The sequence below is a fragment of the Pollutibacter soli genome, assembly GCA_029269725.1.
In the GTDB taxonomy this organism is placed as follows: Bacteria; Bacteroidota; Bacteroidia; order Chitinophagales; family Chitinophagaceae; genus Pollutibacter; species Pollutibacter soli.
On the sequence record JARJHS010000013.1, the window covers coordinates 36,940 to 56,204 of the forward strand.

18 protein-coding genes and 1 tRNA gene are annotated in these 19,265 nt (G+C 42.1%); 10 read left to right on the forward strand and 9 right to left on the reverse strand.

Features of this window, described 5'->3' with window-relative positions; genetic code table 11:
* The first annotated feature begins 10 nt into the window (after positions 1 to 10).
* Together P2W82_RS23065 and P2W82_RS23070 are read left to right on the forward strand one after the other, a co-directional pair.
* Positions 11 to 1,072: an FHA domain-containing protein gene (locus P2W82_RS23065; protein ID WP_336518320.1), complete on the forward strand. Its 1,062-nt coding sequence runs from the start codon at positions 11 to 13 to the stop codon at positions 1,070 to 1,072.
* Between the two features lie 342 nt (positions 1,073 to 1,414).
* Positions 1,415 to 1,987 (forward strand): DUF4136 domain-containing protein, encoded by a 573-nt coding sequence (locus P2W82_RS23070; protein ID WP_336518321.1) that lies wholly within the window; start codon positions 1,415 to 1,417, stop codon positions 1,985 to 1,987.
* Between the two features lie 90 nt (positions 1,988 to 2,077).
* Here P2W82_RS23070 and P2W82_RS23075 read toward each other — a convergent pair whose 3' ends face one another.
* Positions 2,078 to 3,052, reverse strand: coding sequence for a GlxA family transcriptional regulator (locus P2W82_RS23075; RefSeq protein ID WP_336518322.1), 975 nt, complete (start codon positions 3,050 to 3,052; stop codon positions 2,078 to 2,080).
* A 131-nt stretch (positions 3,053 to 3,183) separates the two neighbouring features.
* Between P2W82_RS23075 and P2W82_RS23080 the strand changes: the two genes are divergently transcribed.
* The 7 genes from P2W82_RS23080 (at position 3,184) to P2W82_RS23110 (ending at position 7,907) form a co-directional block, all read left to right on the forward strand.
* Positions 3,184 to 3,591 carry a VOC family protein gene (locus P2W82_RS23080; RefSeq protein WP_336518323.1) on the forward strand — a complete coding sequence of 136 codons (408 nt, stop codon included), beginning with the start codon at positions 3,184 to 3,186 and terminating at the stop codon, positions 3,589 to 3,591.
* A gap of 21 nt (positions 3,592 to 3,612) precedes the next feature.
* Positions 3,613 to 4,032, forward strand: a complete 420-nt coding sequence (locus tag P2W82_RS23085) for a DoxX family protein (protein ID WP_336518324.1) — start codon at positions 3,613 to 3,615, stop codon at positions 4,030 to 4,032.
* Entirely contained in the window at positions 4,029 to 4,436 is a 408-nt protein-coding gene (locus tag P2W82_RS23090) for a DUF4440 domain-containing protein (protein WP_336518325.1), read from the forward strand. The genes P2W82_RS23085 and P2W82_RS23090 overlap by 4 nt, the downstream gene beginning before the upstream one ends.
* Before the next feature lie 28 nt (positions 4,437 to 4,464).
* On the forward strand, positions 4,465 to 4,938 hold the full coding sequence (locus P2W82_RS23095) for an iron chaperone (protein WP_336518326.1): 474 nt from the start codon (positions 4,465 to 4,467) through the stop codon (positions 4,936 to 4,938).
* A 361-nt stretch (positions 4,939 to 5,299) separates the two neighbouring features.
* A complete protein-coding gene (locus tag P2W82_RS23100) occupies positions 5,300 to 6,304 on the forward strand; it encodes an aspartyl protease family protein (protein WP_336518327.1) in 1,005 nt (334 codons plus the stop codon).
* 35 nt (positions 6,305 to 6,339) lie between these two features.
* The gene (locus tag P2W82_RS23105) at positions 6,340 to 7,746 is read left to right on the forward strand and encodes an early set domain-containing protein (RefSeq protein ID WP_336518328.1); all 1,407 of its coding nucleotides are present in this window, start codon (positions 6,340 to 6,342) and stop codon (positions 7,744 to 7,746) included.
* Between the two features lie 88 nt (positions 7,747 to 7,834).
* Positions 7,835 to 7,907, forward strand: a tRNA-Gly gene (locus tag P2W82_RS23110).
* 152 nt (positions 7,908 to 8,059) lie between these two features.
* Here P2W82_RS23110 and P2W82_RS23115 read toward each other — a convergent pair.
* Both P2W82_RS23115 and P2W82_RS23120 read right to left on the reverse strand, forming a co-directional pair.
* On the reverse strand, positions 8,060 to 8,536 hold the full coding sequence (locus tag P2W82_RS23115; RefSeq protein WP_336518329.1) for a DUF6265 family protein: 477 nt from the start codon (positions 8,534 to 8,536) through the stop codon (positions 8,060 to 8,062).
* A 25-nt stretch (positions 8,537 to 8,561) separates the two neighbouring features.
* Positions 8,562 to 9,881, reverse strand: coding sequence for an NAD(P)/FAD-dependent oxidoreductase (locus P2W82_RS23120; protein ID WP_336518330.1), 1,320 nt, complete (start codon positions 9,879 to 9,881; stop codon positions 8,562 to 8,564).
* A 167-nt stretch (positions 9,882 to 10,048) separates the two neighbouring features.
* Here P2W82_RS23120 and P2W82_RS23125 point away from each other — a divergent pair, with 167 nt between their 5' ends.
* A complete protein-coding gene (locus P2W82_RS23125; RefSeq protein WP_336518331.1) occupies positions 10,049 to 10,477 on the forward strand; it encodes a hypothetical protein in 429 nt (142 codons plus the stop codon).
* A gap of 8 nt (positions 10,478 to 10,485) precedes the next feature.
* On the opposite strand, the gene P2W82_RS23130 is transcribed toward P2W82_RS23125, so the two are convergent.
* From P2W82_RS23130 to P2W82_RS23155, 6 genes are all read right to left on the reverse strand, one after another.
* Positions 10,486 to 12,354 (reverse strand): M61 family metallopeptidase, encoded by a 1,869-nt coding sequence (locus P2W82_RS23130; RefSeq protein WP_336518332.1) that lies wholly within the window; start codon positions 12,352 to 12,354, stop codon positions 10,486 to 10,488.
* A 268-nt stretch (positions 12,355 to 12,622) separates the two neighbouring features.
* On the reverse strand, positions 12,623 to 14,707 hold the full coding sequence (locus P2W82_RS23135; protein WP_336518333.1) for a carboxy terminal-processing peptidase: 2,085 nt from the start codon (positions 14,705 to 14,707) through the stop codon (positions 12,623 to 12,625).
* A gap of 138 nt (positions 14,708 to 14,845) precedes the next feature.
* The gene (pgl, locus tag P2W82_RS23140) at positions 14,846 to 15,574 is read right to left on the reverse strand and encodes a 6-phosphogluconolactonase (protein WP_336518334.1); all 729 of its coding nucleotides are present in this window, start codon (positions 15,572 to 15,574) and stop codon (positions 14,846 to 14,848) included.
* A gap of 2 nt (positions 15,575 to 15,576) precedes the next feature.
* Entirely contained in the window at positions 15,577 to 17,085 is a 1,509-nt protein-coding gene (gene zwf / locus P2W82_RS23145; protein ID WP_336518335.1) for a glucose-6-phosphate dehydrogenase, read from the reverse strand.
* Positions 17,086 to 17,124: 39 nt separating this feature from the next.
* Positions 17,125 to 18,552 (reverse strand): NADP-dependent phosphogluconate dehydrogenase, encoded by a 1,428-nt coding sequence (gene gndA / locus P2W82_RS23150; protein WP_336518336.1) that lies wholly within the window; start codon positions 18,550 to 18,552, stop codon positions 17,125 to 17,127.
* Positions 18,553 to 18,760: 208 nt separating this feature from the next.
* Positions 18,761 to 19,207: an RpiB/LacA/LacB family sugar-phosphate isomerase gene (locus tag P2W82_RS23155; protein WP_336518337.1), complete on the reverse strand. Its 447-nt coding sequence runs from the start codon at positions 19,205 to 19,207 to the stop codon at positions 18,761 to 18,763.
* Positions 19,208 to 19,265 lie beyond the last annotated feature (58 nt).

Here is a 19,265-nt window from a genome sequence, read left to right on the forward strand (position 1 = left end):
ATCCTGGATCATGAAAAATATATTGGACGGACTAAAAAAAAGTTTTGGCTTCACTTCAGAAGAAGAACAAGTGAATGTGCCACCAGCGCCGGAAAAAGTGACAGTTGAAAAAAAGAGGGATGATGGAGTACCGGATATCATAAAGTATGGAACGCCTCCGGGGTCAACTCCCATTGATACTCCTGCTGCAGAAAAAACATCTGCTCCGTCAACAAATCGTGCTTCCGCATCTGTGAAGGAACCTGGTGCTTCATCCATCCCCGTTTCACACACTGTTTCCGCTTCTCCTTCTGTTTCTACTTTCTCCAGGCCAGCTGCATATGCAAAACGCGAGGAGCTGATCAGGTTTATCCTGAAAGGTTTGTTGCCTTATGTCGATGAGAAAACAAGGCCCATTGCTGGTCTCAGGGTATACTACAAAATATCAGATGCTTTGGAAATGCAGATCAGGAAAGTGGCGCTGCATCTTGATGAACCAGTAGTATTTCAACAGGAATATCTTGAAAGAAAATTACAGAATCATTTCATACCACTTGATCATGTTTGGTTGTATGAATATGCAGCAGTAAAAGACGACTTTCCTGAAAATATCTTTATCGAAAATGATTTTGGACTGGAAGTATTGCATCGTGGACAAGTTGGAACAGGTCCTTATCTAACCGCAAAGCTTACCATCTTGCGCGGACTGGCAGAGAAAAAAGTGTACCAGCTTAACCCCGCAGAGCAACTGAGATTTAATATTGGAAGATCAAAAAATCCAAAGTTGCCGTCAGGAAAGATTCAGCATAACGACATTGCATTTCTAGAGAAATCAGAGATAGCCGCCGAGAATGAACAGGGCAGATACAATCAGCACATCAGTCGCAATCACGCATATATCCGCTTCAATCCGCAATCGAATAAATACATGCTTTATCCTGACAACGGCGGCTTGCCTGAGAATGGCAATAAAGTCAAAATTCATTCCGGCGACAATATCAAGTGGTTATCAATCGCCAATGTTGGGCATGAGTTGCACAATGGAGATCAGATTGAGCTGGGAGGAGAAGCCTTAATACAGTTTAACGTTTAAAGTAGAACCTAAAACCAGGGCCAGGACGTAAAACGTTGAACGTTGAACGTGAGATGGTGTGATATGCTGATGAATTGTTAAATCCTACGAAACGCTTTAACTATTCATTTTGTTGAATGTCCATCACAGATGCAAACGTCAAACATTGAAGGTAAACACAGGCGCAAGTAGTGTAATTAACAATGAACAATAAAATCCAATAAAAGCTTTAACTGTTCATTTTGAATTACCATTATCGGAGGCTTACGTTAAACTTTTAACGTTAAACCTTTTGCCTTTTCGCTTTTCCTTAACCAATTTTTGTATCGTTTATCCGTCTAAGTAAGTATAAAACAAACAACAATGAAACAGTTAACAGCAATCTTATCCCTGGTTGTGGGTTTGATTTTTCTGAACAGCTGTTCAAGCGTTGCACATATAGAAAAAGACCCATCAGTAGATATGGGCAGATACAATTCCTTCACCTGGCTTGACACCCAGGAAGAAGGCGACAAGTATCTGAAGGATCTGACCAAACAGAACCTGCGTGCGGCGGTTGAAGCTGAACTGAACGACATCAACTGGAAAAAGGATAACCGAAAACCGGACGTCATTATCAAACATGATCTCCTCGTGGAAAAGAAAGTGAAACAAACAAGTGATCCGTTGTATTCACAGCCTTACATCCGTCGATACTATAATCCATACACGAGGCGATTCGGGTCTATATATTTTCCGTCTGAGTTCATGGGTTATGATTCACGACAGTATGATGTGAAAGAAGGAACATTGACGATCACGATGATTGATGCAAAAACCGATAAGGTAATCTGGCAGGGCTGGGTTACTGATGAACTGAAAAACCAGAATCCTACCAGTAAAGAAATCCAGGCCGGTGTAAAATCACTCTTTAAAAAATTCGATCCTAAGAGTTAACAGGTGGTGGTATATATCAAGGGCAAATGGGTAGCTCCCGTTTGCCTTTTTTTTTAGTTGGGAGGCAGGAGTTGGGAGCCCGCCTGCCACTCAAGCCACTTCCTTATTATACCTGTTCCTGTAATCAATCGGCGACATCGATGTTACTTTCTTAAATACTTCACGAAAAGCTTTCGTATCAGTATAACCAACTTCGTACATGACTTCATTCACCGTTTTTCTTCCTGTTTCAAGCTCCTTTTTTGCAGCCTCAATTTTTACTCTTTGCAGATATTCGAGAACGGTATTATGTGTTGCTTTTTTGAAACGTCTTTCAAATGTCCTTCTGCCGATTCCGAATTTTGAACACAGTTCATCGACGGTAATTTTCTCCTGGTAATTAGCTTCTATGAATTCCTGCACTTGTACAATTTCAGGATCGTTATGAATTTTTTGTCCTTTGAAAATTGTAAATGGCGACTGACTGACTCTTCCGATATCAAGTACAAAAAACTTTGACGCAAGTATCGCCATTTCACGACTGGTGTATTTTTCCACCAGATGCAATAATAAATTCCAGTAACTGTTGGCTCCGCCGCTGGTGTACAAACCCTTATTTTCCGTAACAATCTTATCATCGATCAGTTGCACCTCAGGAAATAATCTCCTGAACTCATTTGCAAAGAGCCAATGTGTTGAACATGTTTTTCCATCGAGTAATCCGGATGAAGCAAAAATGAAAGCACCAAGACACAAGCTCGCAACTTCACATCCCTGCTTATAATTCTGGATAATCCAGGGAACAAAATCTTTATTCAACCTAATAGCATTTTCCATATTGCCGCTGATGGCTGGAATGATGATCAGATCAGGTTTCCGTGCGTTGGCAATTGTTGCGTCTGTATGTATGGAGAATATTCCTTCAGCAACTTTCACTTCGGATCTCAATCCCACCATTTGTATATTGAACATGGGTTGCCTTCCGTCGCTTTTTAAAAATTCATTCACTGCCGAAAAGAGATAACGGGGATCAGCAACCGCTTCCACTACTGCTGTTTCGGGAACGAGAATGGCAATCTGTTTCATACTGCGATGCTATTTTTTGATGAATAAAGGTAAAAAGGTTTACTGTCGTAAACAACCCTCGCTATTGACGTAATTGCACAACTTAAATTTCATTTTGCGCGGATAGTTTTGTATCAGAAAATGGAACTGTTATGGTACAGGTCAACCCCTACCTCAATTTCAACGGAAAGTGTCGCGAAGCAATGGAGTTTTACAGGGATTGCCTGGGCGGGGAATTGTACCTCCATAAACTGGGAGAATCGCCGATGGCGGCGCAGATGTCGTCTGCTTCCGCAGATCGCATCCTGCACAGTCATCTCTTTAATGGGGCTTATACGCTGATGGCTTCTGATATGATGGGAACCAGGCTTGAACCTGGTAATTCTATAACGCTCTGCTTAAACTGCAGTTCCGATGCTGAGCTTTTCGAGTACTTCGCCAAACTCGGCGCTGGTGGAAAAATTATCCTGGATCTCCACCAGACTTTCTGGGGATCTACGTACGGTGAACTGAAAGACAAATTCGGAATGCAATGGATGCTTAGTCTTCAAAAAAGATAATAACCTTAAAAATTGAACATTATGAAACGAGATCGTATCATCTTCTGGATTACAACATCAATTATTTTCCTCTGGGAATCTGCTATGCCGGCTTTCACTTCAAATACGCAAATCGCAATTGACGGCATCCGGTCACTGGGATACCCTGATTATTTCCGGGTTTGGCTTACCATATTCAAAGTTGCAGGCGGACTCATACTCATTCTACCGGTTTTTAAAGGAAGAATAAAAGAATGGGCATACGCGGGCTTCACTTTTGATTTTCTTTTTGCATTTATTTCACACGCAGCAGTGAACGGATTTAATCCTTTATCGTTTTTCCCTTTAATCGTACTTGCAATTCTGGGCTTGTCGTACATTTTCTATCACCGCGCTTATGGAGTGCATGCAAAAACTGTTGTACCTTCTCGTAAAGCGCAAACAAATATCGCGTTAGCATGAGAAATCCGGAGCAGATTATACAATTATTGGATATAGAAAAAAAATTGTGGACCAACGATCCGGAATTTTATCACATGGCATTGCGTGAAGACGCGATTCTGGTGTTTAGGGAGACTGGTGTAATCGGACGTGATTTTGCGGTCGATGCGATTCGTAAAGAAAAAGCCGAAAACCGCGTCTGGGAAGAGGTTGCACTGGATGATGTTCAACATACCTGGATAACGGATGATGTTGTCGTTATCACCTATCGTGCTGCGGCAAAATGGAAAAATGAATTGCAATGGCATCATGCGCTGGCAAGTAGTGTTTACAACCGTAACCCGGAAGGATGGAAAATGGTCTTCCATCAGCAAACAACTATTGAAAAACCAACCGCTCCGGCTGAAGACGTTGAACTATCCTGAATTCATCTTATAAATATTTTAGTTAACTATGGCAACCTCCACCAAAACAAAAACGCCTGCAAAAAATGTTGCGGAAAAGAAATCTGCTTCAAAAAAGCCGGCAACAAAAAAAACCACAATTAAGAAATCTTCATTGCCTAAAGCACAACCGGTAAAACCCAAAGGGATAACTGTTGAAGACTATATACTCGCTCAACCACCGGATTCATTTAAAGCACTTACGGAAGTAAGAAAACGAATTAGGAAAGTGATTCCGAAAGCAGAAGAAGTCATCTGGTACAATATTCCCACTTATAAAATTGATGGCAAAGCACTATTGTGTTTTGCAGGTTTTAAACAGCATTGCAGTATTGTTACCATGAATCATGACGTAACAAAAATCCTCAAAGAAGATCTGAAAGATTTCAAAAAATCCGGCACAACTATTCACTTCACTTCTGCGAATGTTCCCACAGTGGCATTGATCAGTAAGATTGTTAATATCAGACTGAAGCAGGTGTGAGAATACAAAATACTGGATACAGGAAGAAAATACAGCGACAGAAACAGGAAGAAAAATCGAAAACTGGAAGAAATACTGAGGCAATAGTAAGAAGGCAATAGCTTGTCTGCCGCTAAGCAGGGCATTAGAAAACAGCCCTCTATTCAGCATTTCGTATTCTGTATTCTGCATTTTCCCAGTATTCTGTATGCGGCCTCACGCAACATTTCCCCCGACCTCAGGTCTTTTTAAAAATCGTCTTTCGATTTTCCGTTCAAAACTTTGCATCGCCATTCAATAAGTTCTGGCTTGCAGAATCTTTTGAATAGGCTTAGTTTGAATTGGATTTATTATCGGGCAGGGTCTGCGAATAAAACTGGAAATGGGATTGTTACACCTGATCAGGCGGGTAATGATTGTTGGATTTTTTGTATTTGTATATAAGCAAGCTGGAGCAATTGAGGAACCGGGAGAGCGATTAACTGTATACAATACCAATCTGTCAATCACCATTGACGCTCTTAAAATTAAGGGCGCTGCATCGAATGCAAACTCCTGTATAATCCCCTTCACGCTTGCGGGTAAATTAATTGTAGTTCAGGGCCGCGCTGATACCGTACAGGGAAATTTTATTCTTGATACAGGCGCACCTGACCTCGTTTTAAACAATACCTATTTCAGGAACTATATTGTAAGTACTTCCAATACGGAACAGGAAGCATCTATCACCGGCATCGGCGAACAATCAAAAAGAATTACGGTAAAACAATTTCAACTGGGCACGCTCTCCTACTCTAAAACATATGCGGATGTGTTAAGTCTCGGTCACCTGGAAGATGCGCGGGGACTGAAAATACTGGGTCTGCTGGGTATTTCTCTCTTCAAGGATTGCGAACTGATGATTGATTTTGAAAACAGGCAGATCCACCTTTACCGCATTTCAAAAAAGGAAAAAGAAACCTATATTCATCCATTGCTGGCTACGCATCCGAGGGTAAGTGTCATGCCTTTTGAATTGCGCGAGAACCGGATATTGGTGGACACAAAAATCGGAAACAAGGAATTGCAGTTTGTAATCGACTATGCGGCTGAATCCAATGTAATTGACAGCCGTTTGCCGGAAAAAGTCCTGGACAGTGTGCGCGTTACCGGTAGAGTGCTGCTGACTGGCACTGGTTCAAAAAAAATTGAAGCGGCAACGGGAGATCTTTCTGCAATCACCATCGGTCCGATGCAGTTTAAAAAATTACCGGTGATCATTACCAACCTGGAAAATACCTGTTTTGGAACATTAAATTGTATTAACGGTGTATTAGGACATGATTTCCTTTCGGGGTATACATTAGTGTTTAATTTTGTGACGAGAAAACTTTATATACTGTATTGACGAGTTTGAAGCATATCTGTAAAAAAGGCCTTTTGATGGCTGCCTTGATTGCTCCGGGATTACTGGAAGGTTCCCTTTATGCCCAACAGGGAAAAGATACCCCGGTCATACAGGTGAGGAATAATATTATTTTATTAAGTCTTTCAAAATCGACTTCCCCGGAAGAACTTATTGCATTCACTCATCGGTATAATTTAAAAGATATTGGTTTATACCAGTTAATCAATCGTGGTAAGAATGATTCACTGAAACAAAGTGGCTGGGAAACTATTCAGTCGGACTCAAAATACACGGTCTCAAAAAAACTGACCAGTGGTGGAAAATTTATCAATCCATCAGACAAAATGATTTTCTATGCCATCCCTACTCCTGACAACTGGCGTGTCCAGGGAGGTAACCGGGTGGTTTATGGAATGAATGATCTTAAGAAAGACGGTGGACCTGTGAGGCACCAGGACTTTGTAGAATTCAGACTGAAAGGATTTTCACGCGCGCAGAGGGTCCGACTGGCTGGAAATTTTTCAAACTGGCAGCATGGTGCATTTCCGATGGAGCGTGATGGCGACGACTGGGTTGTTCGTGTCAGCCTTAAACCTGGTGCCTGGTATTATAAATATATCCTGAATGAAAGTGACTGGATAACTGATCCGGAAAATAACCTGGAAGAAAGTGATGGTCGGGGAAATATCAATTCTGTTTTCTATGTCACGAACAAATCGATAAAGCTTAAAGGATATACCAATGCCGATGAAGTTTTTATTTCTGGGACTTTTAATAATTGGGTGAAGGATCAACTACCGATGAGGCGAAGGAAAGATGGCTGGGAGCTGGATTTATTTCTGGAACCAGGTACTCACCGTTATCAATATATCATCAACGGCAAGGCACTTGAATTTGAAAAGCCACCAAGAGAAACTGCAGAAATCGGCGCTCCGCATATCTTTAAACTGAATGGTTTCAAGAACGCAAAATCTGTTATACTAACCGGAAATTTCAATGACTGGAACCCTGACCAGTTATGGATGAAACCTACTGCCGAAGGTTGGGAATTAGCTTACGTACTTGGCCCTGGAAACTACCTGTACAATTTTATTGTCGATGGCAAATGGATTGCCGATCCGAAAGCCACAGGATCAGTCAATGATAACAAAGGAAAAAGCCCTCAGAATTCATTCCTCGTCGTTCAACCCAATCACCGGTTTACACTACCGGGTTTCTCAAAAGCAAAAAATGTTTTTCTTGCAGGTGATTTTAACGACTGGAATCCCGAGGTACTTCCAATGAAAAAAATCGAGGGTGGTTGGTCGGCAGAAGTTTTTCTCGGTCGTGGAAAGCACAAATACAAATTCATTGTCGATGGCAAATGGATTACTGATCCATCCAATGAACTGGTGGAGGATAACGAATTTAATTCGGGAAATTCCATCATCTGGATCGAATAATTTCGCGAAAAACTTTCAGGAAAGTGAAAATTCACTTGGAAACTTCAAAAATATTTTCAAATTTGCCGGAAGACATCTGGCGGTTTTCGCGGAAGTAGCTCACCTGGTAGAGCGATAGCTTCCCAAGCTATAGGTAGCGGGTTCGAGTCCCGTCTTCCGCTCTAACGTAAAACGTTAAACGTAACTCGTTAAACGCAGGTCGCTGCGGAAATTATATTTTTTTCTTCGTCCGGAATTTTCCAGTGAATATGGAATGACTGTATACGACTAGGCCAGCGTTTTACATTCTGCGTTTCCCGTTCTGCGTTCAATCTCATCTTACTTTTTTATAAGGAAAATCACTCCCCACCCATTTCCCATCGCGCGTGCCTTCTATTCTGGCATCCAGATGATCTGCATCTGTCAATTTATAAATCACCCGTTGAGGATAATCGTGTTCTCTATTTTCAAAAACGAACGAACCGTTCACAACAGGTTGCAACTGGAAATAAACCGGTTTACCCTGGTTCTGACCGCTAACAACCGGAATATAATAAACAGCTGAGCCGCTATCAACCAGTCTTACTTTTTCGAGAAACACCGTGTCATTTCCACTCAATCGATAGCTGCTGCTGATCATCTCCGTCGCACTAACTGGTTTCCAGGTCTCATAAAGCAAGCCTTTCTTTGTTTCCATTGACCATAACCCTGACAGCTTTTGCAACTGCTTAAAGTGATCTGCGTTCGTTTGAGAATAACTCTTATCCGGTAGAACGAACAACAACAGCACGATGAGCCATGGCGTGTACATGAGCGTTAGTTAAGGTTTGTTCAGATCAAACAACAGATTTTTCCACAGGCGTTGCTTTGATAGCAGGTTTTATTTCCGACTTCGACGCTTCTTCCCTGTCAGCATCCGGCCTGATGATCAGTCTCAAAGTCGGATCATTGGTAACAAATGCCCAGAACCAGTTGTATAAAATCTTTGCCTTATTTCTGAAACCAGCCAGAGGAATGATGTGAATGAACAACCAGGTTAACCAGGCAAGAAATCCTTTGTAAAATGCCTTAGGTAAGTCAACGACTGCCTTATACTTCGATATAATCGCCATTGAACCCTTATTCCAGTATTTGAATGGAGCCAGAGGTTTACCTGAAAGTTTTGCCTGGAGATTTCTTGACAGCAATTTCGCCTGTTGCATAGCCACCTGCGCCAACTGCGGATGACCGTCAGGATAATACTTATCCGATGTCTGTAAGCAGAGATCGCCCAGCGCATACACATTCCCAGTGCCCTTAACAAGATTATGCTCATCCACCAGCAATCTTCTACCGCGGCCGACGCTTTCTGCAGGTAAACCCGGCACCTGGCGCGCAACGACACCGGAAGTCCAGATAAGTGTTCCGGCATTGATTACTTCACCCGAAGAGAGATATACCTTATTTCCCTGATAATCTTTAACCGCGGTATTCAGGATAATTTTTACTCCGAGTTTCTGCAATGACTTATATGCCTCTGCCTGGGATTTTTCACTCATCGCAGCAAGAACTTTCGGTGCCGCATCAACTAGAATAATCGCACCCCTGACATATTTAAGTTCCGGGTAATCCTTATTCTTGATTCTTCGACTCATTTCTGCGAGCATCCCGGCAACTTCCACGCCGGTAGGTCCGCCGCCGGCAACAACAATGGTCGTCAACAATTCCTGTTTGCTTTTGTCTTCTTCTCTGGTCGCTTCTTCAATATTCAGCAACAAACGATTTCTCAGGTTTAATGCATCATCGATGGTTTTCATCGGTAAAGCATTTTCCATAACATTCGTCATTCCGAAATAATTCGTCTCGGTACCCAGTGCAAGCACGAGATAATCATAGCTGACGTTTCCGTTTGTCGTTTCAATATAATTTCCGCTCGTGACAACATTCAGCAATTTTCCCTGGAAAAAACGGATATTATGCTGATGCTGGAACATCTTTCGAAACGGATAACAAATATTTGATGCTTCGATAAATGATGTGGCAACCTGGTACAAAAGTGGCGGGAAAAAATGATAGTTATGCTGATCAACTATTACGACTTCAAAAGGCGATTTTTTTGCAAGAGATTTTGCAAGGTTCATTCCTGCAAACCCGCCACCTACAATTACAACCTTCATAATGGTTTTTTTAATTGAGTGGGAACAAGATGATTTGTAAAATTAATCATTCCTGAACCTCTATCCTATTTTCTATGCAAACATCGAACCCTGCGATAGCAGTTTTTTGGCTGCAACCGTTTTATTCCTCCGGTCGTCTCCAGTTTCTGCGACATAATAAACTGGCAATGAGAAAATTCATAACACCACCTGTAGAAAGGATTAAAAAAATCGGACTGATTTCCATTATTTCACTATTGCTCATTGCAGCAATATTCGGGTATGCGGGAGATCCATTTGTTCAACTTTTGCTGATGGTTTTTCTGCTGGTATTTATTGCTTATCAATTCTATATCACTGCTTTTCTCAGTTTTGACACGAATCTGCTCTATTTCACTTGTTTCAGGATAAAAAAGAAAATCCCCCTCAGAGATGTTACGCGCATTGTGGCAGCAACATGGACTGAAGGGGAAAGAAGAATCCGTTTTACGATCAGCTTCAAAGAAAATGAAAAGGAGAGTCAGATCCAGGCGCTGATCAATCCAAAATCAAAACGCTGGCGCCAGTTCAGGTTTTATACGATGAATGAAAATCCTCAACTGGATTATCAGGTCTGAACACTCTTTTATTCAGTTGCTTTTAACCAATACTCCCTGAGCTTTTTCTGCTCATCGGTAGCGTCCGGTTTAAACGCAAGTACATTGAATCTCCTGATGGGAATTTTTTGCATCTGGCTGGCGAGCGAAACGGTTTTTGCAACACCTCCATCGTCTTTTCTTTCAATCACAATTTCTATCGGATCACCAACTTTAGCGGTCTTATAAAGTTCACCCACAGACGCACTGAAATTCTGCGCGGTTATTGGTTTGCCATTTAGGGTTTGAATAATATCACCTTTCTGATATCCGATTTTTTTACCAAACTCGTTCATTTTGCCAATATTGGTTACCGTTAGCTTTCCATCACTTTCATTTGGCATCAAACTTACTCCTCCAAGTGTGAAAACACTGTCCTTACTTTCCTGTACAGGAACGTAATCGACTCCTGCCATAGCGAAGGACTCAATTAAGGGAAGGGGGTGATTTCCAGCTACAAATGAATCCAGGAATGATCTTATCTGCGGGTAGGTCAGCTTTTCAATTTCATCAAAAAGTTCTGCATCTTTAAATGGTTTATCCTTTCCGTATTTCTGCGATAGATCATTTACAAGATCAATAATACCATACTTGCCGCCCGATAAATTTCTCAACCGAAGATCCATTACCATTGAAATCAATGCGCCTTTCTCATACACGTTTCCATATTGTTCTTTATACGCTTTGTCAAGAACATTTGCACTCATCACAGTAAACGGCATGGTATCATTATAACGATCTCGGGAGTTGGTGATTTTCTCCTGCATCTTTTTCAAAAAAGTTTCCTGGGTTGTCAGTCCGTAACGGACCTGTACAAGATGCGCATGGTATTCTGTCGATCCCTCATACAGCCACAAATGTTTTGACATTTTGGGATCATTAAAATCGAAATACTGTATCTCTTCAGAATGGATACTCAATGGCGTGAGAATATGAAAAAATTCATGCGCAGCTACATCCATAAAAAATTGTGTCAGCTGTCCGGGATCTGTTTCCGGAAGAAAATATACTGAAGAGTAAGAATGTTCAAGCGCACCCATACCTCCGGAAACGCCTGCACCATCGGTGAGATAAATTAAAAATGCATATTTCTGCACCGGTAATTTTCCACCGAGATATTTCCCCTGCGCCTGCAATAATTTATCGAGGTTTTCTGCGAGATAAGACGAAGTCACTTTTTTATTCGGCGAATACACCGAGATCAATACTTCTGAATTGCCCACATGTAATGTCGAAGTATCCGGTACAGAGTACATAATCGGGTTATCAACAATACGGTTGTAGGTATCTGCAATGAACTTATCCGACTCTGCACTTTTATCAGTATCTGTCAGCGGACTGCTGCCATACATACCCGGCTTATGCAATACCGTTAGTTCATATGGAAATTCTTTCATTCCGTCGAAGTATCCAAGAAAACAATGGTTATTGATCAGGTAATTTTTATCTGTTTCAATATTGCTTCCGGTAGGCTCAAATACTTTTTTACCAGGCAGGGTATCATCAAAGGTATCGTTGATGCTGTAAGTGATTTTGCCCAGTGTTTTGGCCTTGAAAATTTTCCATCCATTCAAATCCGCTTTTTCTGTTTTGAGTGGCTTTCCCTGTTTATCGAAAGCCTTAAAATTTTCGAGATATCTTCCATAATCATCTACTGAATATGTGCCGGGCACCGTTTTCGGAAGATAAAAAATGATCTCATCTTTTTGTATTGCGGGAGGCACGAGTTCAACCTTCACTTTGTCATTTGCTGTATTCTTCAAGTCAACCTTGTATTTATACGCAGGTTTCGATTGGGCAAACGACATCAAAGAAATAAAAAGCGAGGTAACCAGAACAACCATTCGGGGTTTGTACATAAACATCAAATTATTTTTAGAGACAAAAAAACATCACCGGCAGCCATATCCGGCGCCGATTTATAAAAGTAAACGGACAAGTGCAATAATCCTGCCTGAAGGTAGAGGAACGGCAACTGGAAGTTATAAGTAATATGTTTGAAGTAGGAAGTTAGTTGCGGACATTATGATCGGTCTTACAAAAGCAAGTCCTTGCAGTTTTTTTATGTGCTGCAAAATTCGCTTAGGCAGACTTACAACCTATAACCTATAACCTACAACCTAAAACTTAACGTTTTACGATGCTGGAGTTATGATTTCTGATGAGATCTCCTGAAATATGAACCGCTTCCGCCAGATAGGCATCCTTTTTCAAAGATTTCAACCAGCGATCATTGCGTTCGGCGCTGCGACCGTCGGCGATACTTGTGTCTACCGGTTTGATATCAAGCGAATCATTCAGTTGCATCAGTTTCCGCGTTTCTTCTACCTTCTGCCGGATTTCCTGCTCCTTTTTCTCATAAGCATTCAGTGAAAGGTAGCGTGTGCCCTTGCTCTGACCGGCGAGCCAGGCAACGTTATTCTTGATTTTGTTAAGATTAAGACTGTGTCTTTTGGTGACACCGTTGGTTAAGGAATCCATAAATGGTTGCTGATCCCAGGTGGTATAGTTGAGTTTTTTCAGCTCATCCCATTCAAGCGCAGAAGGATTGTCTTTTTCCTTCATCTTAAAATACTCGTAATATCCAGGCAACACGATATCCGGCTCAACCCCCTTCAATTGTGTAGAAGAACCATTGATGCGATAATATTTCTGAATCGTAAGATGAATCGTTCCGAGATCTTCTGTTTCAGGATGATCACTTAATGGGATAGGTCTCTGTACTGTTCCTTTGCCATAAGTGGATGAACTTCCTATCACCACTCCGCGATGATAATCCTGGATGGCAGCAGCGAAAATTTCGGATGCTGACGCGCTGAATTCATTCACCATCACAACGAGCGGACCGTCATACAGCACGCGGCCATCATTATCCCCATGAGTTGAAAATCTTCCATCACCATTTTTCACCTGAACCACCGGACCTTTTGGAATAAACAACCCAACCATGCGGATCACTTCATACAAACTTCCGCCGCCATTATCACGGATATCGATAATTACAGATTCAACATTTTCTTTTTTCAGTTTTATCAACTCGCGCGCAATGTCTTCGGAGCAGTTTCTTCCGGTTTCTTCACCAAGTGATGTATAAAACTTAGGGAGATAGATATAACCGGTTTTATGGCCATTGTCATTGATCACAGTGCTCTTTGCAAATACTTCATCAAGCTTCATTTCCTCACGTTCGATGGCCACGGTTTTACTGGTACCATCTGCTTTTTTTAGTGTCAGCTTTACTACAGAACCTTTCGCACCTCTGATCAGTTTGATTGCATCAGGCACATCGTATCCGGCAACATCAACTGCATCACCATTGCCCTGGGCAATTTTTGTGATCAGGTCACCATCATTTACTTCGCCTGTTTTCCACGCTGGTCCGCCGGGAGCTACACTGTAAATTTTCGGATAGCCGTTCTCTTCAGTAATCGTAGCACCAATACCATAAAATTTCCCGCTCAGATCCTCATCCCATGACCTCTTTTCAACAGGCATAAAGAAATCTGTATGCGGGTCCATCATATTGGTGACGGCATTGATAAAAAGACTGAAACGATCATCGTCTGTGGTTCTTCCAATCTGGCGGTCGAAATATTTTTTAACCACATTTGTTGTAAGTCTCCTTGATTCCGCTTCCAGCTCAGCGTCGGTTTTTTTTGCCATAGCTTCATCCGTTCCTTTCTTTTTATCATCCAGCAAATCAGCATATCGCTCGAGCGACATGTACTTTAATTTTTTGTACCATGCTTTTTTCTGATCGGCAACATTTGCGGGCCATTCTGAATTATTGGCAATGATGCTATCCTCTATATTGAAATTGTAAGGCTTTGCCAATGCATCAAGCGCAACAGTATTAACCTCTTTTAATCTCTTTTTGTACAGATCATTCACTTCGAAAAAGAAGCCGACGGGCTTTCCACGAAGTTCATCATCGATTCTGTCTTCAAATTTTTTGAGATACTGTATATCTTCTTTTAGAAAAATATTTTTTTCCGGATCAAGCCTGTCGATATAATCTGCAAAAACCTTTGCAGAAAACTGATCGTTTAAAGACTGCGGACTGAAATGTGCCTGGGTTAAAACTTTTGCAACTTCATGCAGGATTTTGTCGTAACGCGGATTGGTACTCGCACCATCGCCTGCAAAAAGGGAAGAAAAAAGAACTAATGCTGCTGACAGCATGCAGATTTTTGTGATTGAAACTTTGTTCATAGCCACGATTTGTTAGACCTCGCCGTTAATGTGACAAGTAAGATACTTCGCGGATTTGATATTTAAAAGCCAAATATACCCGCGAACCGCCGCTTATGTTTTAGCCGCGGAATTTAGTACCCATAAGCAGTAGAAGGGTCAGTCGTTCTTCAAAAGTGTAGATGCTGCTTCGTCCAAAAACCAATGAACAACTGCATTTTCAGGCCTGATCAGCTGAGCCGGATAATTGTCCGGATCTCCTGATCCATTCAACACATGATGAACAGCTTCAGCTTTTGTCTGGCCATATACCAGGAACGCAATTGCCTCAGCATCATTGATCATCGGAGCGGTCATAGTCAAACGCCATTGATCCTGATCTTCCAAAAATACGGCCTTTACGGTTTTTTCTTTCTCTTTTAACACAGCCGTATGAGGGAAAAGCGAAGCCGTATGAGCGTTATCTCCCAGGCCGAGTAATATGAGATCAAAAGCTACCGGCTTCTCTCCAAAAAATTCTCTAATGCGCTGATCATATTCACGGGCGGACTCCTCCGGAGAAACGCTGGTATTGAAATAGAACATATTAGCTTCCGGAACGTTCAGTGGATCAGCAAAAAACTTTTTGATCATTCCGCCATTACTGGCTTCATCTTCAAAAGGGACGTATCGTTCATCGCCTATAAAAAAATACATTTTTGACCAGTCGAGCTGATCGCAGTATGCTGATGAATTCAACAGGTTATAGAAATTCTTCGGTGATTTTCCGCCTGACAGAACAACTGTACAACTGCCATTATCGGTAATCTGCGAATGCAGATGCTGAACAAAATAATCTGCAAGACTTGTAATCGCTTCATCAACATTCCTGAAAATGTGTAGTTCCATGTTTAATGTTTTCCGTTAACCGGTAATGAAAACCAATGATATCCATCGCCGGCAATCATCGCTTCTGCAAGTTCCGGGCCCCAGGATCCTGCGCTGTAATTAGGGAAATTAACTGACGGCTTGTTCGTCCACATATTAATTACCGGCATCAGCAGATCCCACGCTGCTTCCACCTGGTCGCCACGCATGAACAAGGTCTGGTCACCAGTCATTGTATCGAGCAACAAAGTCTCATAGGCCTCAGGTGTATAGCTTGAATAAGAGGTTTTATAATCAAAAACCATGTCAACCGTATTCAGCAACATATCGAGACCAGGTCTTTTACCCTGTAACTGTAAGCGAATACTCATCTCAGGCTGAATGCTGATGATCAGGCGGTTCTGTTGCCAGCTGTCGATAGCCTCCGGAGGAAATACAAAATGCGGAAGATCGCGGAACTGGATGCTGATCAGCGATGAAGATTCGGCCAGCCTTTTTCCCGTCCTGATATAAAAAGGCACACCCTGCCATCGCCAGTTATCTATAAAAAATTTGATAGCGGTGAAAGTCTCCGTATTGGAACTCGGGTTCACATCCGGCTCTTCCCGATATCCCGGAACCTCTTTTCCTTTCAGCCAACCGCCACCATACTGACCGCGGACCACGGTCGAGCGCAATGCTTCAGGACTGAACCTCCGCATGGCCGTGAGGACATCCAGTTTCCGGTTATGCACTTCTGCTGCACGGAAACTTACCGGTGGCTCCATTGCAATAAGACAAAGCAACTGAAGAATATGATTCTGCACCATATCCCGCAATGCACCCGAACCTTCATAATATCCGCCCCTGCCTTCCACGCCGAGTTGTTCAGTTACAGAAATCTGAATATGCTGGATATAGTTCCGGTTCCACAATGGTTCAAGAATCGAATTTGCAAAACGGAAGGCCATGATGTTTTGTACCGTCTCTTTGCCGAGATAATGATCTATGCGATAGATCTGTTCTTCGCGATAATTTTCATTGAGCAACTGATTCAATGCGCGCGCTGATTCAAGATCATGACCGAATGGTTTTTCGATAACGATCCTGCACAAGCCTTCATCATTGAGTTTATTAGCCGCAATATTTTTTGCGATGACCGGAAAAAGTGTGGGTGCAACGGCCAGATAATGGATTACATAAGGCTTCGCGTTCCATTCTTTTGAATTGCTTTCAACGATCTCGCAGATATTACTGTAACCTTCCGGTTTGTTGACATCACCTGCGGTGTACCTCACATGCCCGGCGAACAATTGCCATTGTGGCTCTGCGGCTTTGCCTGATCTTGAAAAGTTGTTGATCCCCTCGAGCATTTTATTTCTGAAATCATCATCAGATAAAGGTGTCCGACCTGTTCCGATAATGGTAAATTTTTCCGGCATCCATCCATCAAGAAAAAGATTGAACAGCGCGGGTGCCAGTTTTCTCCAGCAGAGATCGCCCGTTGCACCGTATATGATGAAAATGGTGGGTTGTGATTTTATTGATTTCAAACCTGTCTGTTTAAATTGATTTTACAAAAATGTTTTCGGCTATACCGGTATGTTACCAGAGGGGTGTGCCCAATCCGTATGAAAAACACCGGATTTTCCAATCAGTTCATAGGTATGCGCACCAAAATAATCCCGCTGAGCCTGTATAAGATTTGATGGAAGTTCCGCGCTCCTGATGGCATCATAATAACCTATGGTATTTGCGTATGCTGGTACAGATACTCCGCTGGTGATGCATTGTGCAACAAGCGTGCGAACAGATTGTTCAGTATATTTCAGAATTGAACTTACCTCAGGATCCAGGAAAAGATGAGCAAGACCAGCCTCCCGTTCAAAACCTTTGCGAATCAGTTCAAGAAAAGAAGACCTGATGATACATCCTCCGCGCCATATCCTTGCAATCTCATTTAGCTTAAGCTGATAATTATATACTTCAGAAGCTCTCGACAAAAGATGAATTCCCTGCGAGTATATTGTCACCAGTCCGAAAGTATAAGACTGCTTTAATAAATCCTTGAAAGCTGCGTCTTTGAAAACTGGCTTATCATTTTTCTGTCTTTCAAATACAGTACTGAGTTTTTCACGTAGTGTTTTATATTTTGAAAGATCACGCAGTGCCACTGCAAGGTCGATTGTCGGAATCGGTAACTCAAGATCTGTCGATATCTGCGTTGTCCATTTACCTGTTCCCTTTGATTTGGCTTCGTCTTTAATTTTATCGACCAGCAGGGTGCCATCAGTATCCTTATAAGCGAATATATCTGCTGTGATTTCCAGCAGGTAAGATTTCAGATCGTCTTTGTTCCATTCTGCAAATGTCTCCTGTATTTTATCTTCACCCCAGTTTTGTGCAACGCGCATAATCTCATAGGTATCTGCAATCAATTGCATGATCGCATATTCGATACCGTTATGTACCATTTTTACGAAATGACCTGAAGCACCCGGACCGATATAGGTAACGCAAGGTTCACCATCCACCTGGGCAGCGATCGCTTCGAGAACAGGTTGTACATACTGGTAAGCTTCTTTATCTCCGCCCGGCATCATACTCGGACCATATCTTGCACCTTCTTCACCACCGGAAACGCCCATGCCAAAGAAGTGCAGTCCGACGGCCTCGAGCTGATCAACTCTTTTAGTTGTATCTGTGAAATGCGAATTTCCACCGTCAATGATAATATCTCCTTTTGCAAGAAGCGGTTGCAATTCCACAATTACATCATCAACAATTTTTCCGGCAGGTACAAGCAGGATGATGACTGCTGGTTTTTCAAGACTATCAATGAATGCAGTAACATCAACAAATCCTTTCACCTGCATTCCCGCACCTTCCTGTTCCAGCAACCGGACTTTTGTTGCATCTTTATCAAATCCTGCTCCTGAAAAACCATGAGAAGCAATATTCAACAGCAGATTCCTGCCCATCGTTCCCATGCCAACTATTCCGATTCTGTATTTGTCCATTGTTTTATTTTACGGTTCGTTTGTTGTTGTTCGTTGTTCGTTGTTCGTTGTTCGAAACAGCCGGGTGTTGAACTATGAACATTTGGCGATCTGGCAACCAGCTTTTATCTCTATTGTTGTAATCCATAATAAATGAATCTAACTTATAACCTATCACCTTTAATTTTCAACTCCTACATACGACTTACTTCTTACTACTTACTCCCTATTACCTCTTCTCCAGCGCCTCAATCTTATCCAACCTCCGCTGATATTTCTCCCCTCCCGAATATTTCGCTTCTAAAAAAGCTTTCACCAACTCTTTGGCAACCGCAAATCCTGTGATTCTCCCACCCAGACAAATCAGGTTCATATTATCATCTTCAACACCCTGGTGGGCGGAAAAATGATCGGTGATCAATGAAGAACGAACACCGGCGATTTTATTGGAAACGATGGCAGCACCTACGCCACTTCCGCAAATGGCAATGCCACGTTCTGCAGTCCCTTTTGCAACTGCCTCGCTGAGTGGAATAATAAAATCCGGGTAATCATCCAGTTTGTCGAGTTCAAATGCACCAAAATCAACTACTTCATGATTCAATTCTCCCAGATAATCTTTGATGATCTGTTTAAGTTCGAAGCCACCATGATCTGCGGCAATTCCCACTATCATATTCGATCTCTGTTTTTCGGTTGTTCTAAGCTATATAAAAAATTCCATCGGGCATGTC

What these genes read in the sequence shown, in the direction of transcription:
- P2W82_RS23130 (WP_336518332.1), bottom strand. Translation starts at nt 12,354, where the DNA reads ATGTACAAACCCCGAATGGTTGTTCTGGTTACCTCGCTTTTTATTTCT.
- P2W82_RS23075 (WP_336518322.1), bottom strand. Translation starts at nt 3,052, where the DNA reads ATGAAACAGATTGCCATTCTCGTTCCCGAAACAGCAGTAGTGGAAGCG.
- P2W82_RS23120 (WP_336518330.1), bottom strand. Translation starts at nt 9,881, where the DNA reads ATGAAGGTTGTAATTGTAGGTGGCGGGTTTGCAGGAATGAACCTTGCA.
- P2W82_RS23105 (WP_336518328.1), top strand. Translation starts at nt 6,340, where the DNA reads ATGGCTGCCTTGATTGCTCCGGGATTACTGGAAGGTTCCCTTTATGCC.
- P2W82_RS23080 (WP_336518323.1), top strand. Translation starts at nt 3,184, where the DNA reads ATGGTACAGGTCAACCCCTACCTCAATTTCAACGGAAAGTGTCGCGAA.
- P2W82_RS23095 (WP_336518326.1), top strand. Translation starts at nt 4,465, where the DNA reads ATGGCAACCTCCACCAAAACAAAAACGCCTGCAAAAAATGTTGCGGAA.
- P2W82_RS23090 (WP_336518325.1), top strand. Translation starts at nt 4,029, where the DNA reads ATGAGAAATCCGGAGCAGATTATACAATTATTGGATATAGAAAAAAAA.
- P2W82_RS23070 (WP_336518321.1), top strand. Translation starts at nt 1,415, where the DNA reads ATGAAACAGTTAACAGCAATCTTATCCCTGGTTGTGGGTTTGATTTTT.
- P2W82_RS23100 (WP_336518327.1), top strand. Translation starts at nt 5,300, where the DNA reads ATGGGATTGTTACACCTGATCAGGCGGGTAATGATTGTTGGATTTTTT.
- P2W82_RS23155 (WP_336518337.1), bottom strand. Translation starts at nt 19,207, where the DNA reads ATGATAGTGGGAATTGCCGCAGATCATGGTGGCTTCGAACTTAAACAG.
- P2W82_RS23115 (WP_336518329.1), bottom strand. Translation starts at nt 8,536, where the DNA reads ATGTACACGCCATGGCTCATCGTGCTGTTGTTGTTCGTTCTACCGGAT.
- pgl (WP_336518334.1), bottom strand. Translation starts at nt 15,574, where the DNA reads ATGGAACTACACATTTTCAGGAATGTTGATGAAGCGATTACAAGTCTT.
- gndA (WP_336518336.1), bottom strand. Translation starts at nt 18,552, where the DNA reads ATGGACAAATACAGAATCGGAATAGTTGGCATGGGAACGATGGGCAGG.
- P2W82_RS23125 (WP_336518331.1), top strand. Translation starts at nt 10,049, where the DNA reads ATGAGAAAATTCATAACACCACCTGTAGAAAGGATTAAAAAAATCGGA.
- P2W82_RS23135 (WP_336518333.1), bottom strand. Translation starts at nt 14,707, where the DNA reads ATGAACAAAGTTTCAATCACAAAAATCTGCATGCTGTCAGCAGCATTA.
- P2W82_RS23085 (WP_336518324.1), top strand. Translation starts at nt 3,613, where the DNA reads ATGAAACGAGATCGTATCATCTTCTGGATTACAACATCAATTATTTTC.
- P2W82_RS23065 (WP_336518320.1), top strand. Translation starts at nt 11, where the DNA reads ATGAAAAATATATTGGACGGACTAAAAAAAAGTTTTGGCTTCACTTCA.